Origin of the sequence: Agathobaculum sp. (genome assembly GCF_034098985.1) — a bacterium.
Taxonomy (GTDB): domain Bacteria; phylum Bacillota; class Clostridia; order Oscillospirales; family Butyricicoccaceae; genus Agathobaculum.
On record NZ_JAXEOA010000027.1, the window covers coordinates 16,828 to 40,485 of the forward strand.

The 23,658-nt window shown below is 60.4% G+C and carries 27 protein-coding genes and 1 other annotated feature; of the genes, 11 read left to right on the top strand and 16 right to left on the bottom strand.

Going from position 1 to position 23,658, the window contains the following annotated elements; genetic code table 11:
* Positions 1–37 precede the first annotated feature (37 nt).
* The 6 genes from rplJ to rpmG form a co-directional block, all read right to left on the bottom strand.
* Positions 38–640, bottom strand: coding sequence for a 50S ribosomal protein L10 (rplJ, locus tag SO058_RS09645; protein ID WP_320842788.1), 603 nt, complete (start codon positions 638–640; stop codon positions 38–40).
* A 13-nt stretch (positions 641–653) separates the two neighbouring features.
* Positions 654–795, bottom strand: a sequence feature (ribosomal protein L10 leader region).
* A 63-nt stretch (positions 796–858) separates the two neighbouring features.
* A complete protein-coding gene (gene rplA / locus SO058_RS09650) occupies positions 859–1,554 on the bottom strand; it encodes a 50S ribosomal protein L1 (RefSeq protein ID WP_320842789.1) in 696 nt (231 codons plus the stop codon).
* Between the two features lie 102 nt (positions 1,555–1,656).
* Positions 1,657–2,082, bottom strand: coding sequence for a 50S ribosomal protein L11 (gene rplK, locus SO058_RS09655; protein WP_320842790.1), 426 nt, complete (start codon positions 2,080–2,082; stop codon positions 1,657–1,659).
* A gap of 118 nt (positions 2,083–2,200) precedes the next feature.
* The gene (nusG, locus tag SO058_RS09660) at positions 2,201–2,737 is read right to left on the bottom strand and encodes a transcription termination/antitermination protein NusG (protein ID WP_320842791.1); all 537 of its coding nucleotides are present in this window, start codon (positions 2,735–2,737) and stop codon (positions 2,201–2,203) included.
* 15 nt (positions 2,738–2,752) lie between these two features.
* Complete coding sequence (gene secE, locus SO058_RS09665; protein ID WP_320842792.1) at positions 2,753–2,989, bottom strand: preprotein translocase subunit SecE; 237 nt, start codon at positions 2,987–2,989, stop codon at positions 2,753–2,755.
* A 19-nt stretch (positions 2,990–3,008) separates the two neighbouring features.
* Positions 3,009–3,158: a 50S ribosomal protein L33 gene (rpmG, locus tag SO058_RS09670; RefSeq protein ID WP_320842793.1), complete on the bottom strand. Its 150-nt coding sequence runs from the start codon at positions 3,156–3,158 to the stop codon at positions 3,009–3,011.
* Positions 3,159–3,415: 257 nt separating this feature from the next.
* Between rpmG and ruvX the strand changes: the two genes are divergently transcribed.
* Positions 3,416–3,835 carry a Holliday junction resolvase RuvX gene (gene ruvX / locus SO058_RS09675; RefSeq protein ID WP_320842794.1) on the top strand — a complete coding sequence of 140 codons (420 nt, stop codon included), beginning with the start codon at positions 3,416–3,418 and terminating at the stop codon, positions 3,833–3,835.
* A gap of 46 nt (positions 3,836–3,881) precedes the next feature.
* Here ruvX and secA read toward each other — a convergent pair whose 3' ends face one another.
* Both secA and SO058_RS09685 read right to left on the bottom strand, forming a co-directional pair.
* A complete protein-coding gene (gene secA, locus SO058_RS09680) occupies positions 3,882–6,641 on the bottom strand; it encodes a preprotein translocase subunit SecA (protein WP_320842795.1) in 2,760 nt (919 codons plus the stop codon).
* 109 nt (positions 6,642–6,750) lie between these two features.
* The gene (locus tag SO058_RS09685; protein ID WP_320842796.1) at positions 6,751–7,674 is read right to left on the bottom strand and encodes a calcium/sodium antiporter; all 924 of its coding nucleotides are present in this window, start codon (positions 7,672–7,674) and stop codon (positions 6,751–6,753) included.
* Positions 7,675–7,983: 309 nt separating this feature from the next.
* Here SO058_RS09685 and prfB point away from each other — a divergent pair, with 309 nt between their 5' ends.
* Positions 7,984–9,108, top strand: coding sequence for a peptide chain release factor 2 (gene prfB, locus SO058_RS09690; protein ID WP_320842797.1), 1,125 nt, complete (start codon positions 7,984–7,986; stop codon positions 9,106–9,108).
* A gap of 38 nt (positions 9,109–9,146) precedes the next feature.
* On the opposite strand, the gene SO058_RS09695 is transcribed toward prfB, so the two are convergent.
* Positions 9,147–9,323: a ribbon-helix-helix domain-containing protein gene (locus tag SO058_RS09695; RefSeq protein ID WP_320842798.1), complete on the bottom strand. Its 177-nt coding sequence runs from the start codon at positions 9,321–9,323 to the stop codon at positions 9,147–9,149.
* A 103-nt stretch (positions 9,324–9,426) separates the two neighbouring features.
* Here SO058_RS09695 and SO058_RS09700 point away from each other — a divergent pair, with 103 nt between their 5' ends.
* The 4 genes from SO058_RS09700 (at position 9,427) to SO058_RS09715 (ending at position 11,331) form a co-directional block, all read left to right on the top strand.
* A complete protein-coding gene (locus SO058_RS09700) occupies positions 9,427–9,618 on the top strand; it encodes a hypothetical protein (protein ID WP_320842799.1) in 192 nt (63 codons plus the stop codon).
* Positions 9,619–9,662: 44 nt separating this feature from the next.
* Entirely contained in the window at positions 9,663–10,022 is a 360-nt protein-coding gene (locus SO058_RS09705; RefSeq protein WP_320842800.1) for a sulfite exporter TauE/SafE family protein, read from the top strand.
* Positions 10,019–10,381, top strand: coding sequence for a sulfite exporter TauE/SafE family protein (locus SO058_RS09710; protein ID WP_320842801.1), 363 nt, complete (start codon positions 10,019–10,021; stop codon positions 10,379–10,381). The genes SO058_RS09705 and SO058_RS09710 overlap by 4 nt, the downstream gene beginning before the upstream one ends.
* Positions 10,382–10,443: 62 nt before the next feature.
* Positions 10,444–11,331: a DUF4349 domain-containing protein gene (locus SO058_RS09715; protein WP_320842802.1), complete on the top strand. Its 888-nt coding sequence runs from the start codon at positions 10,444–10,446 to the stop codon at positions 11,329–11,331.
* Between the two features lie 32 nt (positions 11,332–11,363).
* Here SO058_RS09715 and SO058_RS09720 read toward each other — a convergent pair whose 3' ends face one another.
* Both SO058_RS09720 and rny read right to left on the bottom strand, forming a co-directional pair.
* Positions 11,364–12,023 carry a nucleotidyltransferase domain-containing protein gene (locus SO058_RS09720; RefSeq protein ID WP_320842803.1) on the bottom strand — a complete coding sequence of 220 codons (660 nt, stop codon included), beginning with the start codon at positions 12,021–12,023 and terminating at the stop codon, positions 11,364–11,366.
* A gap of 60 nt (positions 12,024–12,083) precedes the next feature.
* Positions 12,084–13,628, bottom strand: a complete 1,545-nt coding sequence (rny, locus tag SO058_RS09725; RefSeq protein ID WP_320842804.1) for a ribonuclease Y — start codon at positions 13,626–13,628, stop codon at positions 12,084–12,086.
* A gap of 268 nt (positions 13,629–13,896) precedes the next feature.
* On the opposite strand from rny, the gene pgeF reads away from it, so the two are divergent.
* From pgeF to SO058_RS09745, 4 genes are read left to right on the top strand one after another with little or no spacing between them, the layout of a single operon-like run.
* Positions 13,897–14,703, top strand: a complete 807-nt coding sequence (gene pgeF / locus SO058_RS09730; protein WP_320842805.1) for a peptidoglycan editing factor PgeF — start codon at positions 13,897–13,899, stop codon at positions 14,701–14,703.
* Positions 14,704–14,726: 23 nt separating this feature from the next.
* The gene (locus SO058_RS09735) at positions 14,727–16,202 is read left to right on the top strand and encodes an ABC transporter substrate-binding protein (RefSeq protein WP_320842806.1); all 1,476 of its coding nucleotides are present in this window, start codon (positions 14,727–14,729) and stop codon (positions 16,200–16,202) included.
* A gap of 29 nt (positions 16,203–16,231) precedes the next feature.
* Positions 16,232–17,260, top strand: a complete 1,029-nt coding sequence (mnmA, locus tag SO058_RS09740; protein ID WP_331672823.1) for a tRNA 2-thiouridine(34) synthase MnmA — start codon at positions 16,232–16,234, stop codon at positions 17,258–17,260.
* On the top strand, positions 17,257–18,162 hold the full coding sequence (locus tag SO058_RS09745; protein WP_320842808.1) for a DMT family transporter: 906 nt from the start codon (positions 17,257–17,259) through the stop codon (positions 18,160–18,162). Before mnmA ends, SO058_RS09745 begins: the two co-directional genes overlap by 4 nt.
* Positions 18,163–18,170: 8 nt before the next feature.
* On the opposite strand, the gene SO058_RS09750 is transcribed toward SO058_RS09745, so the two are convergent.
* The 5 genes from SO058_RS09750 to lexA all read right to left on the bottom strand — a co-directional run bounded on the left by SO058_RS09750 (position 18,171) and on the right by lexA (position 23,087).
* Complete coding sequence (locus SO058_RS09750; protein ID WP_320842809.1) at positions 18,171–19,043, bottom strand: YitT family protein; 873 nt, start codon at positions 19,041–19,043, stop codon at positions 18,171–18,173.
* A 40-nt stretch (positions 19,044–19,083) separates the two neighbouring features.
* On the bottom strand, positions 19,084–19,506 hold the full coding sequence (locus tag SO058_RS09755; protein ID WP_320842810.1) for a hypothetical protein: 423 nt from the start codon (positions 19,504–19,506) through the stop codon (positions 19,084–19,086).
* Positions 19,507–19,513: 7 nt separating this feature from the next.
* Positions 19,514–20,362: a DUF3788 family protein gene (locus tag SO058_RS09760; RefSeq protein ID WP_320842811.1), complete on the bottom strand. Its 849-nt coding sequence runs from the start codon at positions 20,360–20,362 to the stop codon at positions 19,514–19,516.
* An 18-nt stretch (positions 20,363–20,380) separates the two neighbouring features.
* The gene (gene recG / locus SO058_RS09765; protein WP_320842812.1) at positions 20,381–22,423 is read right to left on the bottom strand and encodes an ATP-dependent DNA helicase RecG; all 2,043 of its coding nucleotides are present in this window, start codon (positions 22,421–22,423) and stop codon (positions 20,381–20,383) included.
* 70 nt (positions 22,424–22,493) lie between these two features.
* Positions 22,494–23,087, bottom strand: a complete 594-nt coding sequence (gene lexA, locus SO058_RS09770) for a transcriptional repressor LexA (protein WP_320842813.1) — start codon at positions 23,085–23,087, stop codon at positions 22,494–22,496.
* Positions 23,088–23,302: 215 nt separating this feature from the next.
* Between lexA and SO058_RS09775 the strand changes: the two genes are divergently transcribed.
* A complete protein-coding gene (locus SO058_RS09775; RefSeq protein WP_320842814.1) occupies positions 23,303–23,653 on the top strand; it encodes an Asp23/Gls24 family envelope stress response protein in 351 nt (116 codons plus the stop codon).
* Positions 23,654–23,658 lie beyond the last annotated feature (5 nt).

Here is a 23,658-nt window from a genome sequence, read left to right on the forward strand (position 1 = left end):
TATACCTCCGTTTTTTATAAATTTTATTGATTGCTTCTTATTCAGCAGCAGGGGCCTCTTCGGCCGGAGCGGCAGCCTCGGGAGCGGCCGGAGCCTCCACCGTGGCGGGGGCAAGCAGGTCGGCGACCTTCATGTCCATGTTCCCGTCAGCCTTCTTGACGATCGCGTCAAGCGCAATAGCCAGCTGCATGATGGGATAGTTGAAGGAATACAAAACCTGCGCGATCAGGGTCTCCTTGCTCGGCATGTTGGCGAGCTTCTGTACCTCGTCCGCACCGACAACGGCGCCATCCAGGAAACCAGCCTTGATCGTGAAGTTCTCGTGATCCTTAGCGAACTTGCCCAGGATCTTGGCGGGAGCGATCACGTCGTCGGTCATGCTGATGGCCAGAGCGGACGTGCCGTTCAGGTGCTCATCGAGCGCGTCGAAGCCCAGCTCCTTGGCGGCAAAGCGGATCAGTGTATTCTTGATGACCGCATAATCGACGTTCGCTTCGCGAAGCTCACGGCGCAGCTTGGTATCATCCTCAACATTGATGCCCTTGTAGTCGACCAGAACGCCAGCGGGGGAATTCTTGATCTTTTCCACGAGCGACGCAACCAGTGCCTTTTTCTCTTCCAGAACCTTTGCGTTCGGCATCTCATTTCACCTCCTATAAAAATAAAGTACCCTCTTGTACAAAGACAAGAGGGTACACAAAAAACAAACCGTTTCGTGTTGACCTCGGCGGGCGGCAAAATTGCCTTTGAAGCCTTGCGGCTGCCTGCTGTCTTTGACCAAGCTCATTTATTATAACAGGGCAAAACGTCTTTGTCAACAGAAAATCGCCGCGTTTGCGGCGATTTTCGGGAAAAAGCTTAGTCCATCAGCTTGGCTGCGTTGATCTTGACGCCCGGGCCCATCGTGGAAGCAACCACGCAGGAGCGGACATACTGACCCTTGGCGGCCGAGGGCTTCGCCTTGATGATCGCGCCCATGAGCGCGTTAAAGTTATCGCCCAGCTTTTCCGCGCCGAACGACGCCTTGCCGATCGGGCAGTGGATAATGTTGGTCTTGTCGAGGCGGTACTCGATCTTACCGGCCTTGGACTCCTGGACAGCCTTGGCCACGTCCATCGAAACCGTCCCGGCCTTGGGGTTCGGCATCAGGCCCTTGGGGCCGAGCACCTTACCGAGGCGGCCGACGATACCCATCATATCCGGGGTAGCGATGACAACATCGTAATCGAAGAAGTTTTCCTTCTGGATACGCTCGAGCATATCCTCAGCGCCGACGTAATCCGCGCCGGCAGCGGCGGCCTCTTCGGCCTTGGGGCCCTTGGCGAACACCAGAACGCGCACGTTCTTGCCGGTGCCGTGGGGCAGCACGATCGCGCCGCGGACCTGCTGGTCGGCATGGCGGGAGTCTACGCCCAGCTTGACGTGGAGCTCGATGGTCTCATCGAACTTAGCCTTAGCGGTCGAAACGACCGTGTCGAGCGCTTCGCTGACGTCGTACAGCTTGGAGCGGTCGATCGTCTTGGCGCTGTCTACATATTTTTTACCTTTATGCACAATAAATCCTCCTTAAGTGGTAAAGCGGGGATAGGCAAACTATACCCTCCCACTTTGGCGCGCCTCCGCGTCGGCGGAGCGGCCAAACGTTCTTCAGCTAACTTACTCTTCGACCGTGATACCCATCGAACGGGCCGTGCCGGCGACCATGCTCATCGCGCTCTCGAGCGAAGAAGCGTTCAGGTCGGGCATTTTCTGCTCGGCGATCTTCTGGCAGTCCGCCTTGGACAGGGTGGCGACTTTGGTCTTGTTCGGAACGGCAGAGCCGCTCTCGATGCCGCACGCCTTTTTGATCAGGACGGCCGCCGGGGGGGTCTTGGTGATGAAGCTGAACGAACGGTCAGCGTAGACCGTGATAACGACCGGGATCAGCAGACCGCCGTCGTTCTTGGTGCGCTCGTTGAATTCCTTGGTAAAGGCCATGATGTTTACGCCGTGCTGGCCGAGGGCCGGGCCTACCGGGGGCGCCGGGGACGCTTTGCCGGCGGGAATCTGGAGCTTGATATAACCTACTACTTTCTGTGCCATTGTGAAGGGTTCCTCCTTAACAAAATGTGGTGGCTGGCGAGCCGTAACGGCTCTCCCACTTGCCTTTTAAAACTGGACGGATGCTCCGTCCGAACGGTGCGGAAACGGATTCCCGCGCTTATTCGCCTAGGGTCTCGACCTGGTCGAGTTCGAGCTCTACCGGGGTCTCGCGGCCAAACATGGAAACGACGACGTTCACCTTGTTCTTGTCGGGTTCCAGCTTGTCTACCACGCCGATAAAGCCGGCCAGCGGCCCGTCGATGACGCGGACGCTGTCGCCCTCGGCGTAATCGAGTTCGATCTCGCGCTTTTCGACGCCCATCGCCGCGATCTCATCCTCGGTCAGCGGGATCGGCTTGGAGCCGCCCGATTTGTCCTGCCCGACAAAGCCGGTGCAGCCGCGCGTGTTGCGCACGAGGTACCAGGTCTCGTCGGTCATGACCATTTTGACCAGCACATAACCCGGAAAGAGCTTGCGCTCCACCTCGCGGGACTTGCCGTCCTTGACCTCGGTGACGGTTTCGACCGGGATATTGACGGCCGGGATCAGATCATGCAGCTTGCGGTTTTCGACCGCTTTTTCGATCGAAGAGGCCACTTTGTTTTCGTAGCCCGAGTATGTGTGCACCACATACCACTTTGCAGCGTCTGACATAAAAGCCTCCTTTGATTAGGCGGCGGAAGCGAATTGCGTAAGCAGGGCCTGAATGCCGATGCTGAATACAAAATCCAGGATCCAAATGAAAATACCGACCAGGATGACGCAGGCGATAACAACAAGCGTGTTGTTGACCGTTTGCTGGCGGGTCGGCCAGACGATCTTGCGGCACTCGCTTTTCAGCTCGCGGAACCATTTGGCGATACGCGCAAAGAGACCGGGCTTCTTTGCCTTGGTTTCTTCAGCCATGAAGCGTACTTCCTTTCTCTTACTTGGTCTCGCGATGCAGCGTGTGCTTCTTGCAGAAGCGGCAGTACTTGTTCATCTCAAGACGGTCGGGATCGTTCTTCTTGTTTTTGATCGTGTCATAGTTTCTTTGCTTGCACTCTGTGCAGGCGAGCGTAACCTTTACGCGCATAATAACGGCACCTCCTTCAAATTCTGCGCCCATGCCGCGCCCGTTTGACGCGGATGCGGGCCAATTGCCTCCCTTTGCAGTGCCCCGGCGCAGCATTTCCAGACACACGAAAAATGAGCGCAAAAAAAAGAACCTGCATAGGTTCTACTAGTATAGCACGCCGGATTTTCCCGGTCAAGCGTTTTTCTCAAAAAAGTGCTGATTTTTTCGCATATCTGTGCTATACTTGGGAGTACCACAAGATATGGGAGGAACTTATGCGGATTTTAGGCATCGACTATGGCGACGCGCGCACCGGCCTTTCGGTTTCGGACGCGACCGGGCTTCTGGCCGGTTCGCCGAGCGTGATCCACGAATGGAATATGGATAAGCTGACGGACAAGCTGTGCGCATTCATCGAGCGGGAAAAAATCGAGGAGATCGTTTTGGGGCATCCTAAAAATATGGACGGCTCGGCGGGCGAGCGCGCGAAAAAGTGCGAGGCGCTGGCGAAAACGCTCGAAGAACGCACGGGCGTCCCGGTGATATTGTGGGACGAGCGCCGCACGACGGTCGAGGCGCACGCCATCCTGCACCGGAGCGGCAAAAAAGAGAAAAAGCACCGCCAGACGGTCGACGCGGTCGCCGCGTCGCTGATCCTGCAGGGTTACCTTGATTATAAACGCAAAAACGGCTGAAAACAAGAGGAAAAAGCGCCGCCCCAATGGGGACGGCGCTTTTTGTTTATTTTGCGTACGGATTGTCCGACTTGAGGTAGCAGCATTTTTTGTATTTTTTGCCGCTGCCGCACGGACAGGGGTCGTTCATGCCGACCTTTTTGCCGACGCGCTTGGGCTCCTTGGCAAGCGAGCCGTCCGCGGCGCCCGCGGCGCCGGTCTCCTTGGCGACCTGTTCGCGCTTGGGTTCCTCCTGCGTGCGCACCTGCGCAAGGAAGATCATGCGTACGGTGTCCTCGCGGATCGAGTCGATCATAGCGTCGAACATGTCGAAGCCCTCGCGCTTGTACTCGACCACCGGGTCGTGCTGGCCGTAAGCGCGCAGGCCGATGCCGTTTCGCAGCTCGGTCATCGCGTCGATGTGGTCCATCCACTTGGTGTCGACGTTTTTCAGAAGCACAACGCGTTCAAGCTCGCGCATGATCTGCGGCGTGAGCTGCTGCTCCTTGGCTTCATAGACCTTGTGCGCCTGGTCGCACAGCACGTTTGTGAGCTGTTCGGCGGTCAGGTCGTCGCACTCCTCGGCGGAGAACGTGCAGTCCTCCGGGCGGAGGAACAGGCCGATAAACGGACGGCGGGCGGCCTCTACCATTTCGGGTTCGATAATGGTGTGCTCGCCGATGGCCGCGTGCACGGCGCGGGCGATGGTGTCGTCGATCATCTTGACGATGTTGTCCTTAACGTCCTTGCCCTCGAGCACCTGCAAACGCTGGCTGTAAATGGTCTGGCGCTGGGTGTTGAGCACGTCGTCGTACTCGAGCACGTGCTTACGGGTTGCAAAGTTGCGCGATTCAATCTTCTTCTGCGCGTTTTCGATCGCGCCGGACAGGATCTTCTGGTCGATCGGCTCGTCTTCCTCGATGCCGAGCGAATCCATCATATTCTGGATGCGTTCGGAACCAAACAGGCGCATCAGGTCGTCCTCGAGCGAAATATAGAACGAGGATTCGCCGGGGTCGCCCTGTCGTCCGGCGCGTCCGCGCAGCTGGTTGTCGATACGGCGGGATTCGTGCCGCTCGGTGCCTAAAATATAGAGGCCGCCGGCGGCGCGCACCTTTTCGGCGTCCGCGTCGGTCTCGGCCTTGTACTTTTTATAAAGCTCCTGGAACTGCGCGCGGATGGCGAGCACTTCGGGGTCGTCGGTCTCGGCGTGGCCGTTGGCCTCAGCGATCAGCTCGGGGGTGTAGTCGCCGCGGCGCAGATCGTCGAGCGCCATGGTCTCGGGGTTGCCGCCGAGCACGATATCCGTGCCGCGGCCGGCCATGTTGGTCGCGATCGTGACCGCGCCCGCCTTGCCGGCCTGCGCGACGATATCGGCTTCCTTTTCATGGTACTTCGCGTTCAGCACCGTGTGCTTAATGCCCTTTTTCTTCAAAAGCGCGGAAAGCTCTTCGGATTTTTCGATCGAGACCGTGCCGACCAGGATCGGCTGGCCCTTTGCGTGGCATTCCTCGATGCGGCCGACGACCGCGGTGAACTTGCCGCGCTCATTTTTATAGACCGCGTCCGGGTTGTCCGCGCGCGCGATGGGCTTGTTGGTCGGGATCTCGACAACGTCGAGCTTGTAGATGTGGCGGAACTCCTCCTCCTCGGTCAGCGCGGTGCCGGTCATGCCGGACAGCTTGCCGTATAGGCGGAAATAGTTCTGGAAGGTGATGGTGGCGAGGGTCTTGGACTCGTGCTCGACCTTGACGCCCTCCTTGGCCTCGATGGCCTGGTGCAGGCCCTCGTTATAGCGGCGGCCGAACATCAGGCGTCCGGTGAACTCGTCGACAATGATGACCTGTCCCTCGCGCACCACGTAGTCCACATCGCGCTGCATGACGCCGCGCGCCTTGATGGCCTGGTTGACATGGTGCTGCAGCGTGGTGTTCTCCGGGTCGGACAGGTTCTCGACCTTGAAATACGCCTCGGCCTTGGCTTGGCCGTGCGGGGTGAGCGTGGCGGTACGGGCCTTTTCGTCGACAATGTAATCTGCGTCGATATCGTCCTGCTCTTCCTTGGCGTCCACTTCCTTGACGCGGAGCGCCTTGAGGCCGGCGGCAAAGCGGTCGGCCATCTGGTAGAGCGCGGAGGACTGCTCGCCCTGGCCGGAGATGATGAGCGGCGTTCTCGCCTCGTCGATCAGGATGGAGTCGACCTCGTCGACGATGGCAAACGCGTGGCCGCGCTGCACCATCGCGTTTTTATAGATCGCCATATTGTCGCGCAGGTAGTCGAAGCCGAACTCGTTGTTGGTGCCGTAGGTGATGTCGGCCCGATACATGGCCTGACGCTGCGCCGGTTCGATATCGTGGATGACGAGGCCGACGGTCAGCCCCAAGAAACGGTACACCTTGCCCATCCATTCGCTGTCGCGCTTGGCCAGGTAATCGTTGACCGTGACGATGTGCACGCCCTTGCCCGCGATCGCATTCAAATAGGCAGGCAGCGTTGCCACAAGTGTCTTGCCCTCACCGGTCTTCATTTCGGCGATGCGGCCCTGGTGCAGCACGATGCCGCCGATGATCTGCACGCGGTAGTGCCGCATGCCGAGCACGCGGTCGGCCGCCTCGCGCATGTTCGCGAACGCTTCGGGAAGCAGGTCGTCGAGCGACTCGCCGTTTTGGAAGCGGGTGCGGAATTCGTCGGTCTTTAAGCGGAGCTGCTCGTCGGAAAGCTTGCGGAAATCATCCGCCAGCGCCTCGACCTTGTCCGCGATCGGGTAGATTTTTTTCAGCTCGTGGCTCGAGTGCGAGCCAAACAGCTTGGTCAAAAAATTCGCCATGATGTTTAATCAGCCTTTCAAACAGGAGGATATACTCCCGAAATCCTATCAGCTTATTATAGCATAGGTTAACGCGTTTACAAACAAATTTTTTGTAAACAGCGTGTTTTTACCGCAAAATCAGGTATGCTGTGTAACAAACATAGGTGAGCGCCATGACGGCGCCCGTTCCGCGCCCGATCTTGCCGCGCCGCGCGGGCAGATAGAACAGGACGCTCACCACGATGAGCACCAGCGCGTCAATAAGGCCGGTTGTCTGCACCGGGATGGCGTGCAGACCGGCGGACGCGCCGAGAATGAGCAGGATGTTGAACAGGTTGGAGCCGATGACGTTGCCCATGGCGATATCGGTCTGCCCCTTGCGCGCGGCCGCGACCGATGTGGCAAGCTCGGGAAGGGACGTGCCGAATGCTACGATGGTCAGTCCGATCAGCGTTTCCGAGAGGCCGAACATGCGGGCGATGCCGGTCGCGCCGTCCACGGCGCATTGCCCGCCGATGACGATACACGCAAGGCCGAGAACAATGTTTAAAGCGATCAGGCTCCCGCGCATGGTGACGGTTTCGGTCGGCGCGGGGGCGCGCTCACGCAGCGCCGGGCGGATCTGCGCGACCATGACCGCCGCAAAGCACGCGAGCAGGATCAGGCCGTCCGGCTGGGACAGGCCGCCGCCCGCCGCCATCAGCGCGAGCATCAGCACGGCCGCGCCCACGGAGAGCGGCCAGTCGCGCCGCAGGAGCGTTTTGTCCATTTTGAGCGGGCAAAACACCGCCGACAGGCCGGCCACCACCAGCAGGTTAAAAATATTGGAGCCGATGACGTTTCCGAGCGCAATCTCATTCGCGCCCTTGAGCGCGGCGGTTGCGGAAACAGCGAGTTCGGGCGCCGACGTGCCAAACGCTACGATGGTCAGCCCGACCAGCAGCGGCGAAACGCCAAACCGCCGCGCGGCCGCGGCCGCGCCCTCGACGAACTTGTCCGCGCCCCAGACGAGCAGGACAAACCCGATGACCAGCACAATGAACGAAACCATGAAAACGACTCCTTTACTTTGTCCAAAATAAAAAACGAGACCTTTATTGCAGATGGATGCAATAAAAGTCTCGCTGCTTAACGGAACGGTACGGGCCGGGCTTTCTCCGGCCGGGATTGACGACACCGCCCCACGCCGGGACGGCGTGAGCTACTCCCTTTTATTCAATATATTGTTATGAGTACCTGCATTACTATATGCAAAATTTGCGCGGTTGTCAAGCGGTTTTTGCGCAGCCCCTTTGACAGACTGCATACTTTTGGATATAATAAATCGAATACGAAACGTTACGGGTAAAGGAGCATGTATATGCTGCAATTCGAGGAATACAAGGTAAAGCTGAACAACCTTGCGCCGCAGCTCGACGAGCTGCGCGGCAATCTGGGTCTGGAGCAGGCTGCGCGCGAGGTGGAGGAACTGGAGCTTAAATCGGCGCAGCCCGGCTTTTGGGACGATCCCGAGGCCAGCCAGAAAGTCGTTTCGCGTATGGGGGCGTTAAAGGGCAAAATCGAGGCCTATGAGCATTTGTGCACGCTGCGCGAGGATATGCTCACCATCTGCGAAATGGCGCTCGAGGAAAACGACGAATCCATGCTCGAAGAGCTGGAGCGCGGCTTTGATGAGCTGGAGGAGGGCATCGCGACGCAGAAGCTGTCCACCCTGCTCACCGGCGAATACGACCGCAACAACGCGCTGGTCTCATTCCACGCGGGCGCTGGCGGCACGGAAGCGCAGGATTGGTGCGAGATGCTGTACCGCATGTACACGCGCTGGGCCGAGCGCCACGGGTTTTCCTATAAGATCATGGACTATCAGGACGGCGACGAGGCCGGCCTGAAATCGGCGGACATCCTCATCGAGGGCGAAAACGCCTATGGCTTCCTGAAAGGCGAATCGGGCGTACACCGCCTTGTGCGCATTTCGCCGTTCGACGCGTCCGGCCGCCGCCACACTTCGTTCTCGGCGGTCGAGGTCATCCCGGAGATCGCGGACGACTCGCAGGACGTCGATATCCGCCCAGAGGACATTGAAATGCAGGTTTACCGTTCGTCCGGCGCGGGCGGCCAGCATATCAACAAAACGTCGTCCGCCGTGCGCCTGACCCACATCCCGACCGGCATCGTCGTCGCCTGCCAGACCGAGCGGAGCCAGTTCCAGAACAAGGACAACTGTATGAAAATGCTGCGCTCGAAGCTGGTGGAGATCAAGGAGCGCGAGCATCTGGAAAAGATCTCGGACATCAAGGGTGACCAGAAGAAGATCGAGTGGGGCAGCCAGATCCGTTCCTATGTTTTTATGCCGTACACGCTGGCGAAAGACACGCGCACTGGCTTTGAAAACGGCAACATCAGCGCCGTGATGGACGGCGATCTGGACGGGTTTATTAACGCCTACCTGTCCGCGCTTGCAACGGGCAACTGGGCGACCAAGTAAAAAACGGAAAGCGCCGCTGGTTTGCACAGCGGCGCTTGTTATTTCACCGTGGTAACGTCGATACCGTGTTTTTTGAGGAGGTCTTCGATCGCCTCGTCTAGCAGGCGGGACTTGGGGATACGCGTGCTGCGTGATAGTTCATCAAAAAGCGGCACAAGCTCGTTTTTCAGCGAAGAAGTAAAGCGTTTCCGGTATTTTAAATAGGGTTCTGCCATAAGTATACCTCCTTAGGCTCATTATAGATGTGCAATCAGGTGCAAACAATTGGTTGCAGATAGGCACTATATAGTGTTATAATGAACATAGGGAGTGATTGTTATGCAGAATCAGGAAGAACAGCGCTGCTGCGCGGTGTGCGAACATTTTATGCGGCACTTTTATAAATTGTCCAGCCGGAACTACCGGATGACGCTATATGGGCATTGTGCGTTCAACAAACGCGGTAAACCGCACCACCAAAACGATCCGGCCTGCGAAAAGTTTACTCTTTTGGAAGAACGGCAGGCATAATTGAAATCCCTCCGGCGCACGCTAACGCCGGAGGGGTTTCTTTTATGAAAAATTCGGTCAAATATGCCGTCACGGGCGCGCTGGCGGGCGCAGCAAACGGCTTTTTCGGCGCGGGGGGCGGGCTGTTCCTCGTGCCGCTGCTCGCCGCGTGGACAAAGCTGGAGGAACGAAAAGCGTTCGCGACCTCGGTCGCGGTTATCCTGCCGCTCTCGGCGGTCTCAGCTATTGTTTACTGGTTTCGCGGAGGGCTGGATTTCATGACGGCTTGGCCTTATCTGATCGGCGGCGCGATCGGCGGCATCATCGCGGGGCGGGTGTTTCAAAAGGTCAACATGCTGTGGCTGCGGCGCGTTTTCGGCCTGCTCATCCTATACGGCGGTGTAAGGGCGGTGCTGCTGCTGTGACGGTTTTTATCGCTGTGCTCGTCGGCCTAGCCACCGGCGTGCTGTCCGGCTTCGGCATCGGGGGAGGCTCGCTCCTGCTGCTCTATCTGACCCTGTTCGGCGGGGTGTCCCAGTATCAGGCGGGCGGTATCAACCTGCTATATTTTATCGCGTGTGCCCCCGCCGCATTGGTCTCGCATGTGAAAAACGGGCTTGTGGAAAAGCCGGCTGTCAAGTGGGCGGTGCTAGCGGGCGTGCCGGCCTCAGTGCTCGCCGCGTTCGCCGCCGCTAATATGGATGTGAGCTGGCTGCGCCGCCTGTTCGGCGTGCTGTTGCTCTATATCGGCTGCAAGGAGCTGTTTACAAAGCGGAAACAATAAGGAACAATTTAACAGGATAAAGTGTCTAACCTCATAACAAAGGGACAGAAAGGGTGTTAGACATGAAGAGAAGATGGCTATGTATGGGGCTTACCCTGTTATTTTTGTTTTCGCTGGCAGCCTGCGGCGCGGCGGACGGCGGCGGGGAAACGGGGGTGTCGGCCGACAGCGCGTCCGCGCAGGACAATGGGTTTTATAAGGAGTCCGAACCGGCCGGGGCGACGGAGGAAAGCGGTGTGGACTTTTCCACCGTGCGCGAAAACGCCAAGCTGATTCTGCGCGCCGACCTGTCGGTCGAAACACAGACCGTCGACGACACGGTTTCCTCCATCGAGCGCATGACCGCAGAGGCGGGCGGCTACATCGAGTCGAGCAGCACGCACGGCGAGCTGGGAAGCCGGTACATGTCGTATACCGTCCGCGTGCCGCAGGAGAAATACGAGGGCTTTCTCGCGCAGGTCGGCGATACGTGCCACGTGGTGTCGAGCGACCGCTCGGCCGAGGATATCAGCGAGCAGTATACCGATATTGAAACGCGGCTTGCAACGCTTCAAACCAAGCATGAGCGTTTGCTCACATTGCTCGATCAGGCGGACAAGATGGAGGACATCATCGCGCTGGAAAACGCCTTGGCGGACTGCGAATACGAGATCGACAGCCTAACGGGTGCAAAACGGCATTATGACAGCTTGGTCGGCTTTTCGACCATCAGCCTGTCCGTGCGCGAGGTGCAGGCGCTGTCGGCGGTCTCGGGCGGCACGGGCTTTGGCGCCCAGCTGTCGCAGGCGGCGAAAAGCGGGCTGCACGGCCTGACGGGCTTTGCACGCGGGCTGATCATCACACTGGTCGCGCTCTGGCCGCTGGTGCTCGTGCTGGGCGCGGGCTTCGCGGTGTTCTGGAATGTCCGAAAGCGCCGCAAGGCAAAGCGGGAACAGGAGCAGGATAAATGAGAAAAAAGGGAGCCGAAGCGGCTCCCTTTTTTCTATTCCTCGGTAATAAGGCGGCTTGCAAAAGCAAGCAGGCGGCGGTAGCACGCGTCGGCCTCTTCTTGGGTATACGCGCGCTTTTCGCGGCTGAGCGCGAGCAGGGCGCGGTCCTCACCCGAGAGGGCGGCAAGGGTTTCTGCGGTGGTGCCGGGATATTGTCCGGTCTGCAAAAAAACGCGCGCCTGCTGGATGAACAGCACGGATTTAAGCAGGAACGGCAGGTTTTGCACACGATCCTCGAACACAACGCTGTGGCAGGCGGCATGGTACAGCGCGCACGCGCCGGCCTTGACCGCCTCGCGCGCTTCCTCTTCGGTGGGGCGTGAGACGATCGCGTCCAGCGAGCCGACAAGCGGGCGGGTGTCGAAATAAAACTGGAACAGGTCGGCGCGAGACCAGCAGCGCAGTTCGTTTTCGCCGGATACGAACCCGCAGACCCGTTCCGCGTCGGGCAGCGTACCGACCAGCGCACGGTAGCGGGCGAGGTCGTCCGCGGAAAGGGTGTCGAGGATGAGCACGGCGTCAATATCGCTGCTGTCCGTGGCTTCGCCGCGCCGGCAGCTGCCCTGGATGCCAATGAGCCGGATGCGTGCGCCGAACGCATTCTGTACCGCTGGGATATACCGGTCAAGCCAGCTTTCGAGAGAAAATTCCATGTTACCTCCTTGCGTTTATGGGGCAAAAAGGACCCGCGCAGTAAGCGCGGGTCCTGATCGTTACTTTGCGTATTCGATGGCGCGGGTCTCGCGCATCATGTTGACCTTGATCTGACCGGGATAATCGAGCTCTTCCTCAATTTTCTTAGCCACATCGCGGGCAAGCAGCAGCATCGCGTCGTCCGAAATCTTGTCGGGGTTGACGATAATGCGGATCTCGCGGCCGGCCTGGATCGCATACGAGCTGGTGACGCCGGGGGTGTCGTTTGCGATGCCCTCCAGCTTTTCCAGACGCTTGATATAGTTCTCCAGGTTTTCGCGGCGCGCGCCCGGGCGGGCTGCCGAGATCGCGTCTGCCGCCTGCACGAGGCAGGCGATGACGGTCTTGGCCTCCACGTCGCCGTGGTGCGCTTCTACCGCGTGGATAATGCCGGGCGCTTCCTTGTATTTTTTGCACAGGTCGACGCCGATCTGCACATGGCTGCCCTCAACCTCGTGGTCGATCGCCTTGCCGATGTCGTGCAAAAGCCCGGCGCGGCGGGCGGGGGTGGGATCAAGGCCGAGCTCGCTGGCCATCATGCCTGCGATATGCGCGACCTCGATGGAGTGCATGAGCACGTTCTGACCGTAGCTCGTGCGGTAGCGCAGGCGGCCGAGGATTTTGATAAGCTCGGGATGGATGCCGTGGATGCCGGTCTCGAAAGTGGCGCGTTCGCCCTCCGATTTGATGATCTGGTCGACCTCGCGGCGCGATTTTTCAACGGTCTCCTCGATGCGCGCCGGATGGATGCGCCCGTCCACGATCAGCTTTTCGAGCGACAGGCGCGCGATCTCGCGGCGCACCGGGTCGAACGAGGAAAGCGTGATGGCTTCCGGGGTATCGTCTATAATCAGGTCTACGCCGGTCAGCGTCTCGAGGGTGCGGATGTTGCGTCCCTCGCGGCCGATGATGCGACCCTTCATTTCGTCGTTAGGCAGCGGCACGACCGATACGGTCGCCTCCGCAACATGGTCTGCCGCGCAGCGCTGGATGGCGGTCGAGATGAGCTCGCGCGCGGTCTGCTCGCTTTCATCCTTGACGCGCTGGTTGATCTCGCGCAGCTTGATGGCCGCGTCATGCTGGGCTTCGGTCTCAATGGATGCGACTAGCGCATCGCGCGCTTCGTCGCGCGTCATGCTGGCGATCTGCTCGAGCTTTTGCAGCTGTTCGACCTTGACGCGTTCGAGGTCTTCTCGCTCGGCCTGCGTGGCCGCCAACTGCTGGGACAGTTCTTCGTTCTTGCGGTCGAGCGTGTCGCTCTTTTTATCGAGCGCTTCCTCGCGCTGAATCAGGCGGCGTTCGAGCTGCTGGGTCTCGTTGCGGCGCTCTTTCAGCTCACGGTCGGCTTCGGTGCGCTGCTTGTGGATCTCGTCTTTGGCTTCTAAAATGGCTTCGCGCTTTTTGGTCTCGCCGGCCTTGATGGCCTCATTGATGATGCGTGTCGCTTCCTTTTCGGCGCTGCCGATCTCTTTTTCCGCAACGCTTTTTCGGTACAGAAAGCCAATGACAACGCCCACAACGAGACACACGATACCGGCGATAATCGGTATAATGATTTTGTCCATTGCTTTGGTGTGTCCTCCTATTTTGTTTTTTGGGTGCAATTTTTGAGATTTGCGCTGTATAATGCCTCGAAAAAAGCGGCGCAATCATGCGCTGCTATATTACAATAGGTATTATATATGATAATTGTAAAGCCTTTTGGTCAAACTGTCAAGAAAAAGACTGCCCGGACGGGGTATATTTTGGCGTTTCTTGAAAAGAACGCGGACGCGGCCTTGTGACCGTCCCCTGCATTTGATATAATATACCGACTGTGAACGGAGGACCATGATGATGCATCCAACCATGCGCCGCGTCCAGCGCGGCGGGCTTGTTTACTATACGTGCGGCCGTATCGCCGTACCGCACGCGTTTACCACGAAATTCGGCGGCGTGTCTAAAGGACACTGCGAAAGCCTGAACCTTGGGTTCGGGCGCGGAGACCAGGACGAAAATGTGCGTGAAAATTTCCGCATTTTGGCGGAAGGGCTCGGCGTGCCTGCCGCCCGTATGACGCTGACCCGCCAGATCCATGAGGACGAGGTATCGGTGGTTCGCGAGGCGGACGTGGGCATGGGGCTTTCGCGGCCGATGGCCTGGCAGTCGGACGCGATCGTGACCGCGCTGCCGCGGATCCCGCTCGCGGGGTTCTATGCCGACTGTGTGGTCACGCTGCTGTACGACCCGGAGACGAACGCCTGCGGCGTGTGCCACGCGGGCTGGCGCGGCACGGCCAAGGGCATTCTGGGAAAAACGGTCGAAACCATGGCGCGCGCGCTCGGCGCGAATCGCGAGAGCCTTGTCGCGGTGATGGGGCCGTCCATCCATCAGGAGTGCTTTGAGACCGACGCCGACGTGCCGGATGCCATGGAGGCGCAGCTCGGCGCGTGGGTGCGGCCGTTCGTCGCGGAAAAAGGCGTGAAATTCCATGTCGATTTACAGGGGATCAACGCAGCGCTTTTGCGCGAGGCTGGGCTTTCCGAAGAAAACGTGATCGACAGCGGCGTCTGCACCATGTGCCAAAAGGACGAATTCTGGTCGCACCGCGCAACGAACGGCGTGCGCGGCGTGCAGGCCGGCGTGATCTGCCTTCCGTAAAGAGATTAAAGAGGGATGACGATATGAAACGCAAACTGCTCGCGCTCTGCCTTGCAGCGGCCTGCCTGCTTTCCGGCTGCGGCGGCGGGGACGGAGAGGATGAGGCGCAGAAGAAAGTGGACGATGTCCCGGTGTCGGACGCGTATTTCGGCCTTGCTTACTACGACAACGGCCCGCTCAACCCCGTGGTCGACAATACGCGCATCAACCGCCTTGTATGCGAGGCGATGTACGAGGGCCTGTTCGAGGTGGGTGCGAACTTCACCGCGGTACCCGTGCTGTGCAGCGAATACACGGGCGACGGCACGACTTTTACCTTTACCCTGCGCGACGACGTGACGTTTTGGTCGGGCGCGAAGCTGACCGCGGCGGACGTGGTAGCGAGTCTGCTCGCCGCGCAGAACAACGAAGCCTCGCCCTACCGCGAACGCATGCGGCAGGTGGCCTCGCTGGAGGCCAAGGGCGAAAATCAAGTCGAAATCGTGCTGACAGCGCCGAACACCAATTTCCCGCGCCTGCTCGATATCCCGGTTTACCGCGACGGTTCGGCCGGCGAGGCGTTCGCAGACGGGACAGGGCCGTTCAAGCCGGTCACAGAGAACGGAAAAACCACGCTCATCGCGAACGAAGACTGGCACAAGGGCTATCTCGGCGCGATCCGGACAATCACGTTGGTCGCGGTCGCAAATGCGGACGCCGCGGTCACCAGCTTCCAGACGGGCGACGTGTCGCTCATGCGGGAGCCGCGCATCTCGCCGAAATCGGTGGCGATCGGCGGTTCGGTCGATACCGTGCAGGCGGCGAGCGCAAACCTGCATTATCTCGGCGTGAATTTCAGCACCCCAGCCCTGCAAAACGCCAAGGTGCGTAATGCTCTGTCGGCCGCGATCGGCAGACAGAGCATTTGCAGCACACAGCTGCAGACCTTTGCCGACCCGGCGGTGCTGCCGGTCAACCCGCAGCCGAACGGGGACGGCTTCACGCTCAATATGGATGCGGACGGCGAACAGGCCGCCGCGCTTCTGGCTGAAGCCGCGCTTGAAGAGCCGCTTTCGCTTACCCTTCTGGTCAACAGTGACAACGCGTTCAAGGTAGCGGCCGCCGAGCAGGTCGCCGCCGCGTGGCGCGCACTCGGCGCGGCGGTGACCGTCAACCCCCAGCCGTACGATGCATATATGGAGGCGCTGGCGGCGGGCAATTTCGACCTATATTACGGCGAGACCCGCATGATGCCTGATTTCGACCTGCGGCCGCTCCTGTCGTCCGGCGGCAGCTTAAACTACGGACACTCCGCGAGCGAGACGATGAACGCCGCGATTTCCAAGGCGCGCGCCGGCGAGGATGTGACCGCGCTTTACACGCAGTTTCTGGAGGAAATGCCGGTCATCCCGCTCGCGTTTGAGCGTGACCAGGTTATTTTGCGCAAGGGCCTGATCGACAGCATCACACCCGCGCCCTATAACGTGTTTGCCGGTTTGCAGGACTGGCGAAGTACCTAACCCCCATTTTAAAATTTATGGAGAAAAGCATGGAAAAAGTTGTTTTGGGCTTGTCGGGCGGCGTCGATTCGGCGGTCGCGGCGGCAAGGCTGCGGGAAATGGGCTTTGCGGTGCACGGCCTATTTTTGGAGGTCGGGCTGGGCGGCGAAGAGGCCGCGCGCGACGTTGCGGACAGCCTCGGTATCCCGCTTTATATTGCGCACCGGCGCGAGGCGTTTGAAGCACAGGTGTGCGGCTATTTCGCGGACGCGTACCGGGATGCGCGCACGCCCAACCCATGTGTGGTGTGCAACCCGCTCATCAAATTCCGCGCGCTGACCGATTATGCCGACGAGATCGGCGCGCCCTATGTCGCGACCGGGCACTACGCCCGCACGGGAAAAGACGCGCAGAGCCGCGCGCTGCTCCTGCGCGCCCTTGCCAAAAAGGATCAGACCTATATGATGCACCGCCTGCCCCGCGAAACGGTCGCGCGGTGCATCTTCCCGCTCGGCGGGGCGGAAAACAAGGACGAAGTGCGCGAAAACGCGCGCGCGATCGGGCTTGCGGTGTCGGACAAGCCGGACAGCATGGACATCTGCTTCATCCCGGACGGCGACGTGCACGGCTGGCTCGAACGCCACGGCGCGCAGACGCCGCCCGGCGACTTTGTCGACCTGGACGGAAACGTGCTCGGGCGGCATAAGGGGCTGCACTGCTATACGGTCGGCCAGCGCAAGGGGCTGGGCGTGGCCGCCGAGGGGCGGCTGTTCGTTCACGCGCTCGATCCGGTGAAAAATCAGGTCGTGCTCTCGTTGGACGATGTGTTCCAAAAGGAGATCTTTGTGCGCGACGTGCACTATATCGCGCCGGAATACGCGGAAAACGGCTCGTTTTCTTGCGATGTGCGCGTGCGCTTTTCCGCAAGAAGCGACCGCGCCGTGGTTTACCCGGAGGGGAAGAACGCCCGCGTCGTGTTCGGTGACGCGGTGCGCGCGCCCGCGGCAGGACAGTCCGCGGTGTTTTACGACGGCGATATCGTCATCGGCGGCGGGTTTATCGGAAGGCGGTACGGATGACGGTGGAAAAGAAAGAACGCATCGAGGGGCACGCGGCCGCACTGTTCTCGGTGCTGATCTGGGGCACGACGTTCGTGTCCACCAAGGTGCTGCTGCGCGCGTTTTCGCCGGTCGAGATCATGGTCACGCGCTTTGCGCTCGGTTTTCTTGCGCTGCTCCTTGTGGGGCGCGGCTGGGTTAAGGCCACGGAGCGCAGGCATGAGCTTTATTTTGCGGCGGCCGGACTGTTCGGCGTGACGCTGTATTTTTTGATGGAGAATATCGCGCTTACCTATGCTTCAGCCTCGCTCGTCGGCGTGCTGGTGGCGGTGTCGCCGCTGTGTACGGCGGTTTTCGGCCGGCTTTTCGGCGGCGGCGAGCGGATGGGCAAATGGTTTGTCGCGGGTTTCGCGGTGGCGATTACGGGTATCGCGCTCGTGTCATTTTCGGGCGTGAGCGAGATGCACTTTTCCCCGGTGGGCGCGGTGCTCGCGCTCGCGGCGGCCGCGGTCTGGGGCGCGTATTCAACGGTCGTTCGCCGCATCGGCGCGTTCGGCTACAAGACCGTGCCCGCCACCTGCCGCGTGTTTGGCTACGGCCTGCTGTTTCTCGTGCCGTTCGCGGTGTGGGACGGGTTTCCGGCGCCTGCGGCGGCTTGGGGCGACCCGGTACATGTCGCAAACCTGCTGTTCCTTGGGCTGTGCGCGTCCGCGCTGTGTTTTGTCACATGGAACCGCGCGGTCGAGCGACTGGGCGCGGTCAGGACCTCGGTGTACGTCTATATCGTGCCGGTGGTGACCATCGTTTTTTCGGTGCTCATCCTGCACGAGCGGCTGACGCCTACGATGGCGGTTGGCACTATGCTTGCGCTTGCCGGCCTGTTTTTATCGGAAAAGCGTGAAACGAAAGTAGAAAAAGCCTGACCGAACGGTCAGGCTTTTTTGTTTTCCACGGGACGGAAGCCCTCGCCGTGCACCTGCTCGGTCTGGCACGCGATCAGGAAAGCGCGCGGATCTTCCTCGTATACAATGGCCTTGAGCTGGTGGAACTCCTGCACCCGCACGACACATAGCAGCACCTCGCCGTCCTGTCCGCGAAACGCGCCCCGGCTTTTGAGGTAGGTCGCGGTGCGTTCGAGCTCGGCAATGACGCGCGCGGCGATCTCCCGGTTCTTTTCCGAAACGACGAGCACCTGCCGCCCCTGGTCGAGTCCGTACACGATGCCGTCGATCACCTTGGACTGGCAATAAAGCGCGAGCACGCCGAACAGGCCGGCCTCGAGATCGCGGAACACAAGAATGGACAGCCCGAGGATGGCGCAGTCGACCAGCAGAAGCGCAGTGCCGAGCTGAACATGGGGGAACCGCCGTTCGACGAGCATCGAAATGATGTCCGTGCCGCCCGTGGTCGATCCGCGGCGGAAGATCAGACCGAGCCCCGCGCCCGTGCACACGCCGCCGAACACCGAGCCCAGTATCCGGTCGCCCGCGTATTGCGGGAAAAAGGGCGTGACCACCGCGTCGATCATCAGGCTGCTGATGAGCACGGTACGGAGCGTTTTGAGCGTCAGCCGCCGCCCGAGGAAGCGGAACGCCAGATAGAGGATGGGCACGTTGATGGCAAGCGTCATTGTGCCGACCGGCAACCCCCACAGGTATTTGAGCAAAAGCGCGAGGCCGGACACGCCGCCCGGCGCGATACTCGCGGGCTCGATAAAGCATACGATACCGGCCGCGAGCGCGAGCGAGCCGAGCACGTCGAACGAAACGTCGAGCGCGCGTTCGCGCAGCCCGGAATGTGACACGCGGCATCCCTCCCTTGATGGGGATAGGATGCCGCGTTTTTTACAATTTGATACGAAGGGTGGAAAACGCCGCGGTGAGGAGGACCACCAGAAAGACGGCGGTATCCAGCATCGCGCCAGTGTGCAGCGCCGCGCCCGCCGCGCAGTAAACAGCAAAAACAGCGCCCGCGAGCAGAAACACGCGCAGGTGCGCCCACGCGTAAGCATGGCGGCGTTCGCCGCCCGCTTTCGCGGCCTCCTTGTAGGTCACGCCGTTGAACCAGTAGACGCGCCCGGTGCGGTATATATAATAAAACAGCGCAAGCAGCATGAGCAGGCAAAGCAGCAGGATCAGCTTGATTGCCGCGCCGCCGGAAAACGTATCCGGCCAGTGCGAGCACACCGCAGTCCCGCCGGCCATGACGGCCAAAAATGCCGCGATCCAGACAAAGAACATGCGGTAGGTCGGTTTTTCATAATCCAAAGCCGCGTCACTCCATTTTTAGCGCGATCAGCGCGAGCACATCCTGCATGGTTTTTTCGTCCGTCATGTCGACCATCGGCCAGCGTCCGCCCATGGTCGATTTCTGCGAGAAATACTGGTCGCGCAGCGCGGGCGCGGCGGTTTGCATCAGCAGCTCGGCTTCGTTCTGCTTGGCGTCCGGAACCATCAGCAGGCAGGAGAACTTGCCCGCGTCCGGATAGAGCGTGCACAGCGCCTTGCCGCGCTTTTTGTATTTGACGTTCCAGCCGGGCGCCATCGTGCACTTGCTAAACTCGGTTTTTGGCGAGATCCCGTAGGTTTCCTCGATTTCGGTGCAGAACCGCCTCCAGAGCGGCGACTGCACGCAGGCGGCGATCTCTTCGGCCGTGGGTGGCCGGTCGGCGGGGTAGCGGTCTTTCCAAAGCGGTTCAACCATTTTTGGTTCCTCCTTTGTGACGGGTGACAGGCATTCGGTACAAGCCCTATCGTGCAGCGAGATTATGCCGCCGCAGCGCGGGCAGAGAAAACGGCTGAGGTACTGCTCGAGCAATGCCTCGATGCCGTGGTCGCGCGCAAAATTTCCGCAGGTGATGAAGCTGAACGCATAGCGTTTGTAGCTGCGCTCCAGGTTTTTGATGCGGCGGCAGGGGAACGAGGGGCAGTCGAAGCAATAGGCGAGCCCGTGCTCGATGGCGCAGACCTTGATTGTGCACCGTCTGCACCCCTGCGGCTTGTTTTTATCGTCCGCGCGGCAGCCCGGACAGGGCTTTCTGCCCGCACAGTATTTGTAGCAGGTGAAGCACGGCATCCCGCAGGACGCGATCATGGCAGGCTCAATGCCGGAAGGGATCTGCAAGAGGCCGCCTCCTTTCGGTCAGTTAAACGCTTCGTCGCCGCTCGCGGCGAACATCCGCTCGACGCGTTCGCGAAGCGTGGGGTAGGCAGCAAGCGCGGGGTCGTGCGCGAGCAGCTCTTCGGCCTCCTCGCGGGCCGACTGCATCAGCGCAAGGTCGGCGGCGAGGTCGGCCACGTGCAGCGCGGGCAGCCCGTGCTGGCGGCGGCCGAAAAAGTCCCCCGGGCCGCGCTGGGCGAGGTCGGCGCGGGCGATCTCGAACCCGTCGCCCGTGCGGCACAGGATCTTCAGGCGCTCGCGGGCGGTCTGCCCTTTGTCCGCGCCGAAAAACACGCAGTAGGATTTGCGTTCGCCGCGGCCTACGCGCCCGCGAAGCTGATGGAGCTGGGAAAGGCCGAAACGGTCGGCGTCCTCGACGACCATCAGGTTGGCGTTCGGCACGTCGACGCCGACCTCGATAACGGTCGTCGCGACTAGGATATCGTACTCCCCAGCGGCGAACGCGCGCATGACGCGGTCCTTTTCCGCGTTTTTCATGCGCCCATGCAGCACGGCGACGTGCCGGTGCGGCAGCGCCTGCTGGAGATCTTTCGCATGCTGCTCGGCGCTTTTGAGGTTCATTTCCCCCTCTTCGACCAACGGACACACCACATAGGCCTGTCCGCCGAGTGCGATCTGCTTGTCGATAAACTTCAGGATGCGCTGCCGCATGTTTTCCCCGACCGCGTAGGTTTCGACCGGCGTGCGGCCGGGCGGCAGCTCGTCCAGCACAGACACGTCCAAATCGCCGTACATGATGAGCGCAAGCGTGCGCGGGATGGGGGTTGCCGACATGACGAGCGTGTGCGGCGTCTGTCCCTTGGCGGCGAGGGCGGCGCGCTGGGTAACGCCGAAGCGGTGCTGTTCGTCCGCGATGACCGCGCCCAGCCGCGCAAAGCGGACGCTCTGCTGGATGAGCGCGTGCGTGCCGACGATAACCTGTGCCTCTCCGCTTTCAATGGCGGAGAGCGCGGCGCGCTTTTGCGCCGCCGTCATCGAGCCGGTGAGCAGCGTGCAGGAGACGCCGAGCTTTTGCAATAGGGGCGCGAGCGTTTCCGCGTGCTGTGCGGCGAGGATCTCGGTCGGCGCCATGAAGGCGGCCTGGTAGCCGTTCTGCGCGGCCAGCGCGCACAGCGCGGCGGCGACGACGGTCTTGCCCGAGCCAACGTCGCCCTGCACCAGTCGGTTCATCGGTCTGCCCGCGCGCACGTCCGCCGCCTGTTCTTCGATCGCACGGCGCTGCGCGCCGGTTGACTCGAACGGCAGGGACGCAAAAAAACGTTCGAGGCCGGTATTTTCAAACAGCAGGCCCTCATCCGCGCGGCGGCGCTCTTTCAGCTGCTGTAAGCCGCAGCACAGCAGGAACAGCTCTTCAAAAATCATGCGTCGCCGGGCTTCCTCCACCTCTCCAAGCGTTTGCGGGCGGTGGATAGCGGCGAGTGCGTCGGACGCGTCCACCAGCCGGTATTTGGCGCGTAAGGCGGTGGGCAGCGGGTCGGGCCAGTCGCCCGCGACCGCACCGAGCGCCGCGTCGGTCACGCGCGCCATGTCTTTCTGGGAAACCCCGCTTGTCAGCGGGTAGACGGGCACGATGCGCCCGGGGGTCGACGTGCCTTCTGAAATGGGCTCGACCTGCGGGGACACCATCATGCGGGCGCGCCCCACACCCTGCACCGCCCCGTAAAACAGGTATTCGCGGCCTACCCGGAGCGCCGCCGCCGTATATTTGTTGTTGAAAAAGGTGACGGGCAGCGTGCCGGACTCGTCGAACACGGTCAGTTTGGTCAGCTCGAGGCCTTTGCGGATGCGGCGCAGCACAGGCGCTGTGCCGACGAGCGCGCGCACACAATATTTCTCCTCTTCGCCAAGCGCGGCGATCGGCGTGATGCGGGTGCGGTCCTCATAGTCGCGCGGGTAGGTCTCGAGCGCGTCGCGCAGCGTGCGGAGATGCAGTTTTTCAAACAGCTTTGCCTTTTTGGGGCCGATGCCTTTGACAAATTGGATACTGTCGCTCAGTGCGGGCATGTGGTTCGCTCCTTATAATAAGACAAACGCGTCCGGAGCTCCCGGCGCGGGAGCCCTGGACGCGGGAGGATCAGTATTCGCGGTAAACGGCTTTGACGACGCCGAGAATCTGGCAGCCGTTGCCGTTGATGGGCGTATAGGCGGGGTTTTCGGGCAGAAGCCAGACGCCGTCGGCCGTGACCGAGAGCGTTTTGCAGGTGGCCTCGTCCTCCAGAAGCGCGATGACGATATCACCCGAGCGCGCGGCGGCGTCCTGCCGGACGATGACGAGGTCGCCGTCCATAATGCCGACGCCAATCATCGAATCGCCGCGGATGCGAAGCGCGTAGTATTCCCCGCCCGCGGCCGCGCCCTCAAAGGGTACATAACCTACGTGCTCTTCGACCGCCAGGATGGGGATGCCGGCGGTGACGCGGCCGATGATGGGCACGCGGGGCACCATGCCCGGCCCGCTGACCGGCGTGAGCGCGCGGGATTTATGGTCGTTCGATTCGAGGTAGCCGGCTTCTTGCAGCTTTTTGAGATGCGCGTGCACGGTCGAAGGCGAACGCAGGTCCATTTCGGCGCAGATCTCGCGCACCGAGGGCGGATACCCGTGTTCGATCGAAAATTCGCTGATAAATTGCAGGATACGCTGCTGTTTTGGGGAAATTTTATTATTCATAGGACGTTCTCCCTGTGTCGTAAAAGGAAACATACGTTCGCGTTTGCTTTATTATACCGCGTTTGCCGGCAAAAAGCAAACATTTGTTTTGTTTTTTGCGCGAAAATTCCGTCCGAAAGCGGAGTCTCCGTATTTTACTTGTATTTGACGGGGATTTGTTATAAAATAAAGAACAACGAAAAAGCATATACTGCCAATCGTCAGGAGGGTTCTATATGACTATCAAAACCGATCTTGGATATATCGAAATTACAAACGAGGTGCTGGCCGGCATCGCGGGCTACGCGGCGTCGTCCTGCTTTGGCGTCAAGGGCATGACGATGCGCTCGGTGACCGACGGGCTGGCACACCTGCTGCGCATGGAAAACCAGTCGCGCGGGGTCAAGGTGAGCGAAGCGCCGGACGGCGGCGTCAATATCGATTTGCATATCGCGGTCGAGCATGGCGTCAACATCGCAACGGTCTGCCGCTCAATCATCGGCGAGGTGCGCTACAACGTCGAACGTCTGACGGGCGTGGACGTGAAAAACGTCGACATTTACGTCGAGAGCATCAAGGCCGATTAAAGGGA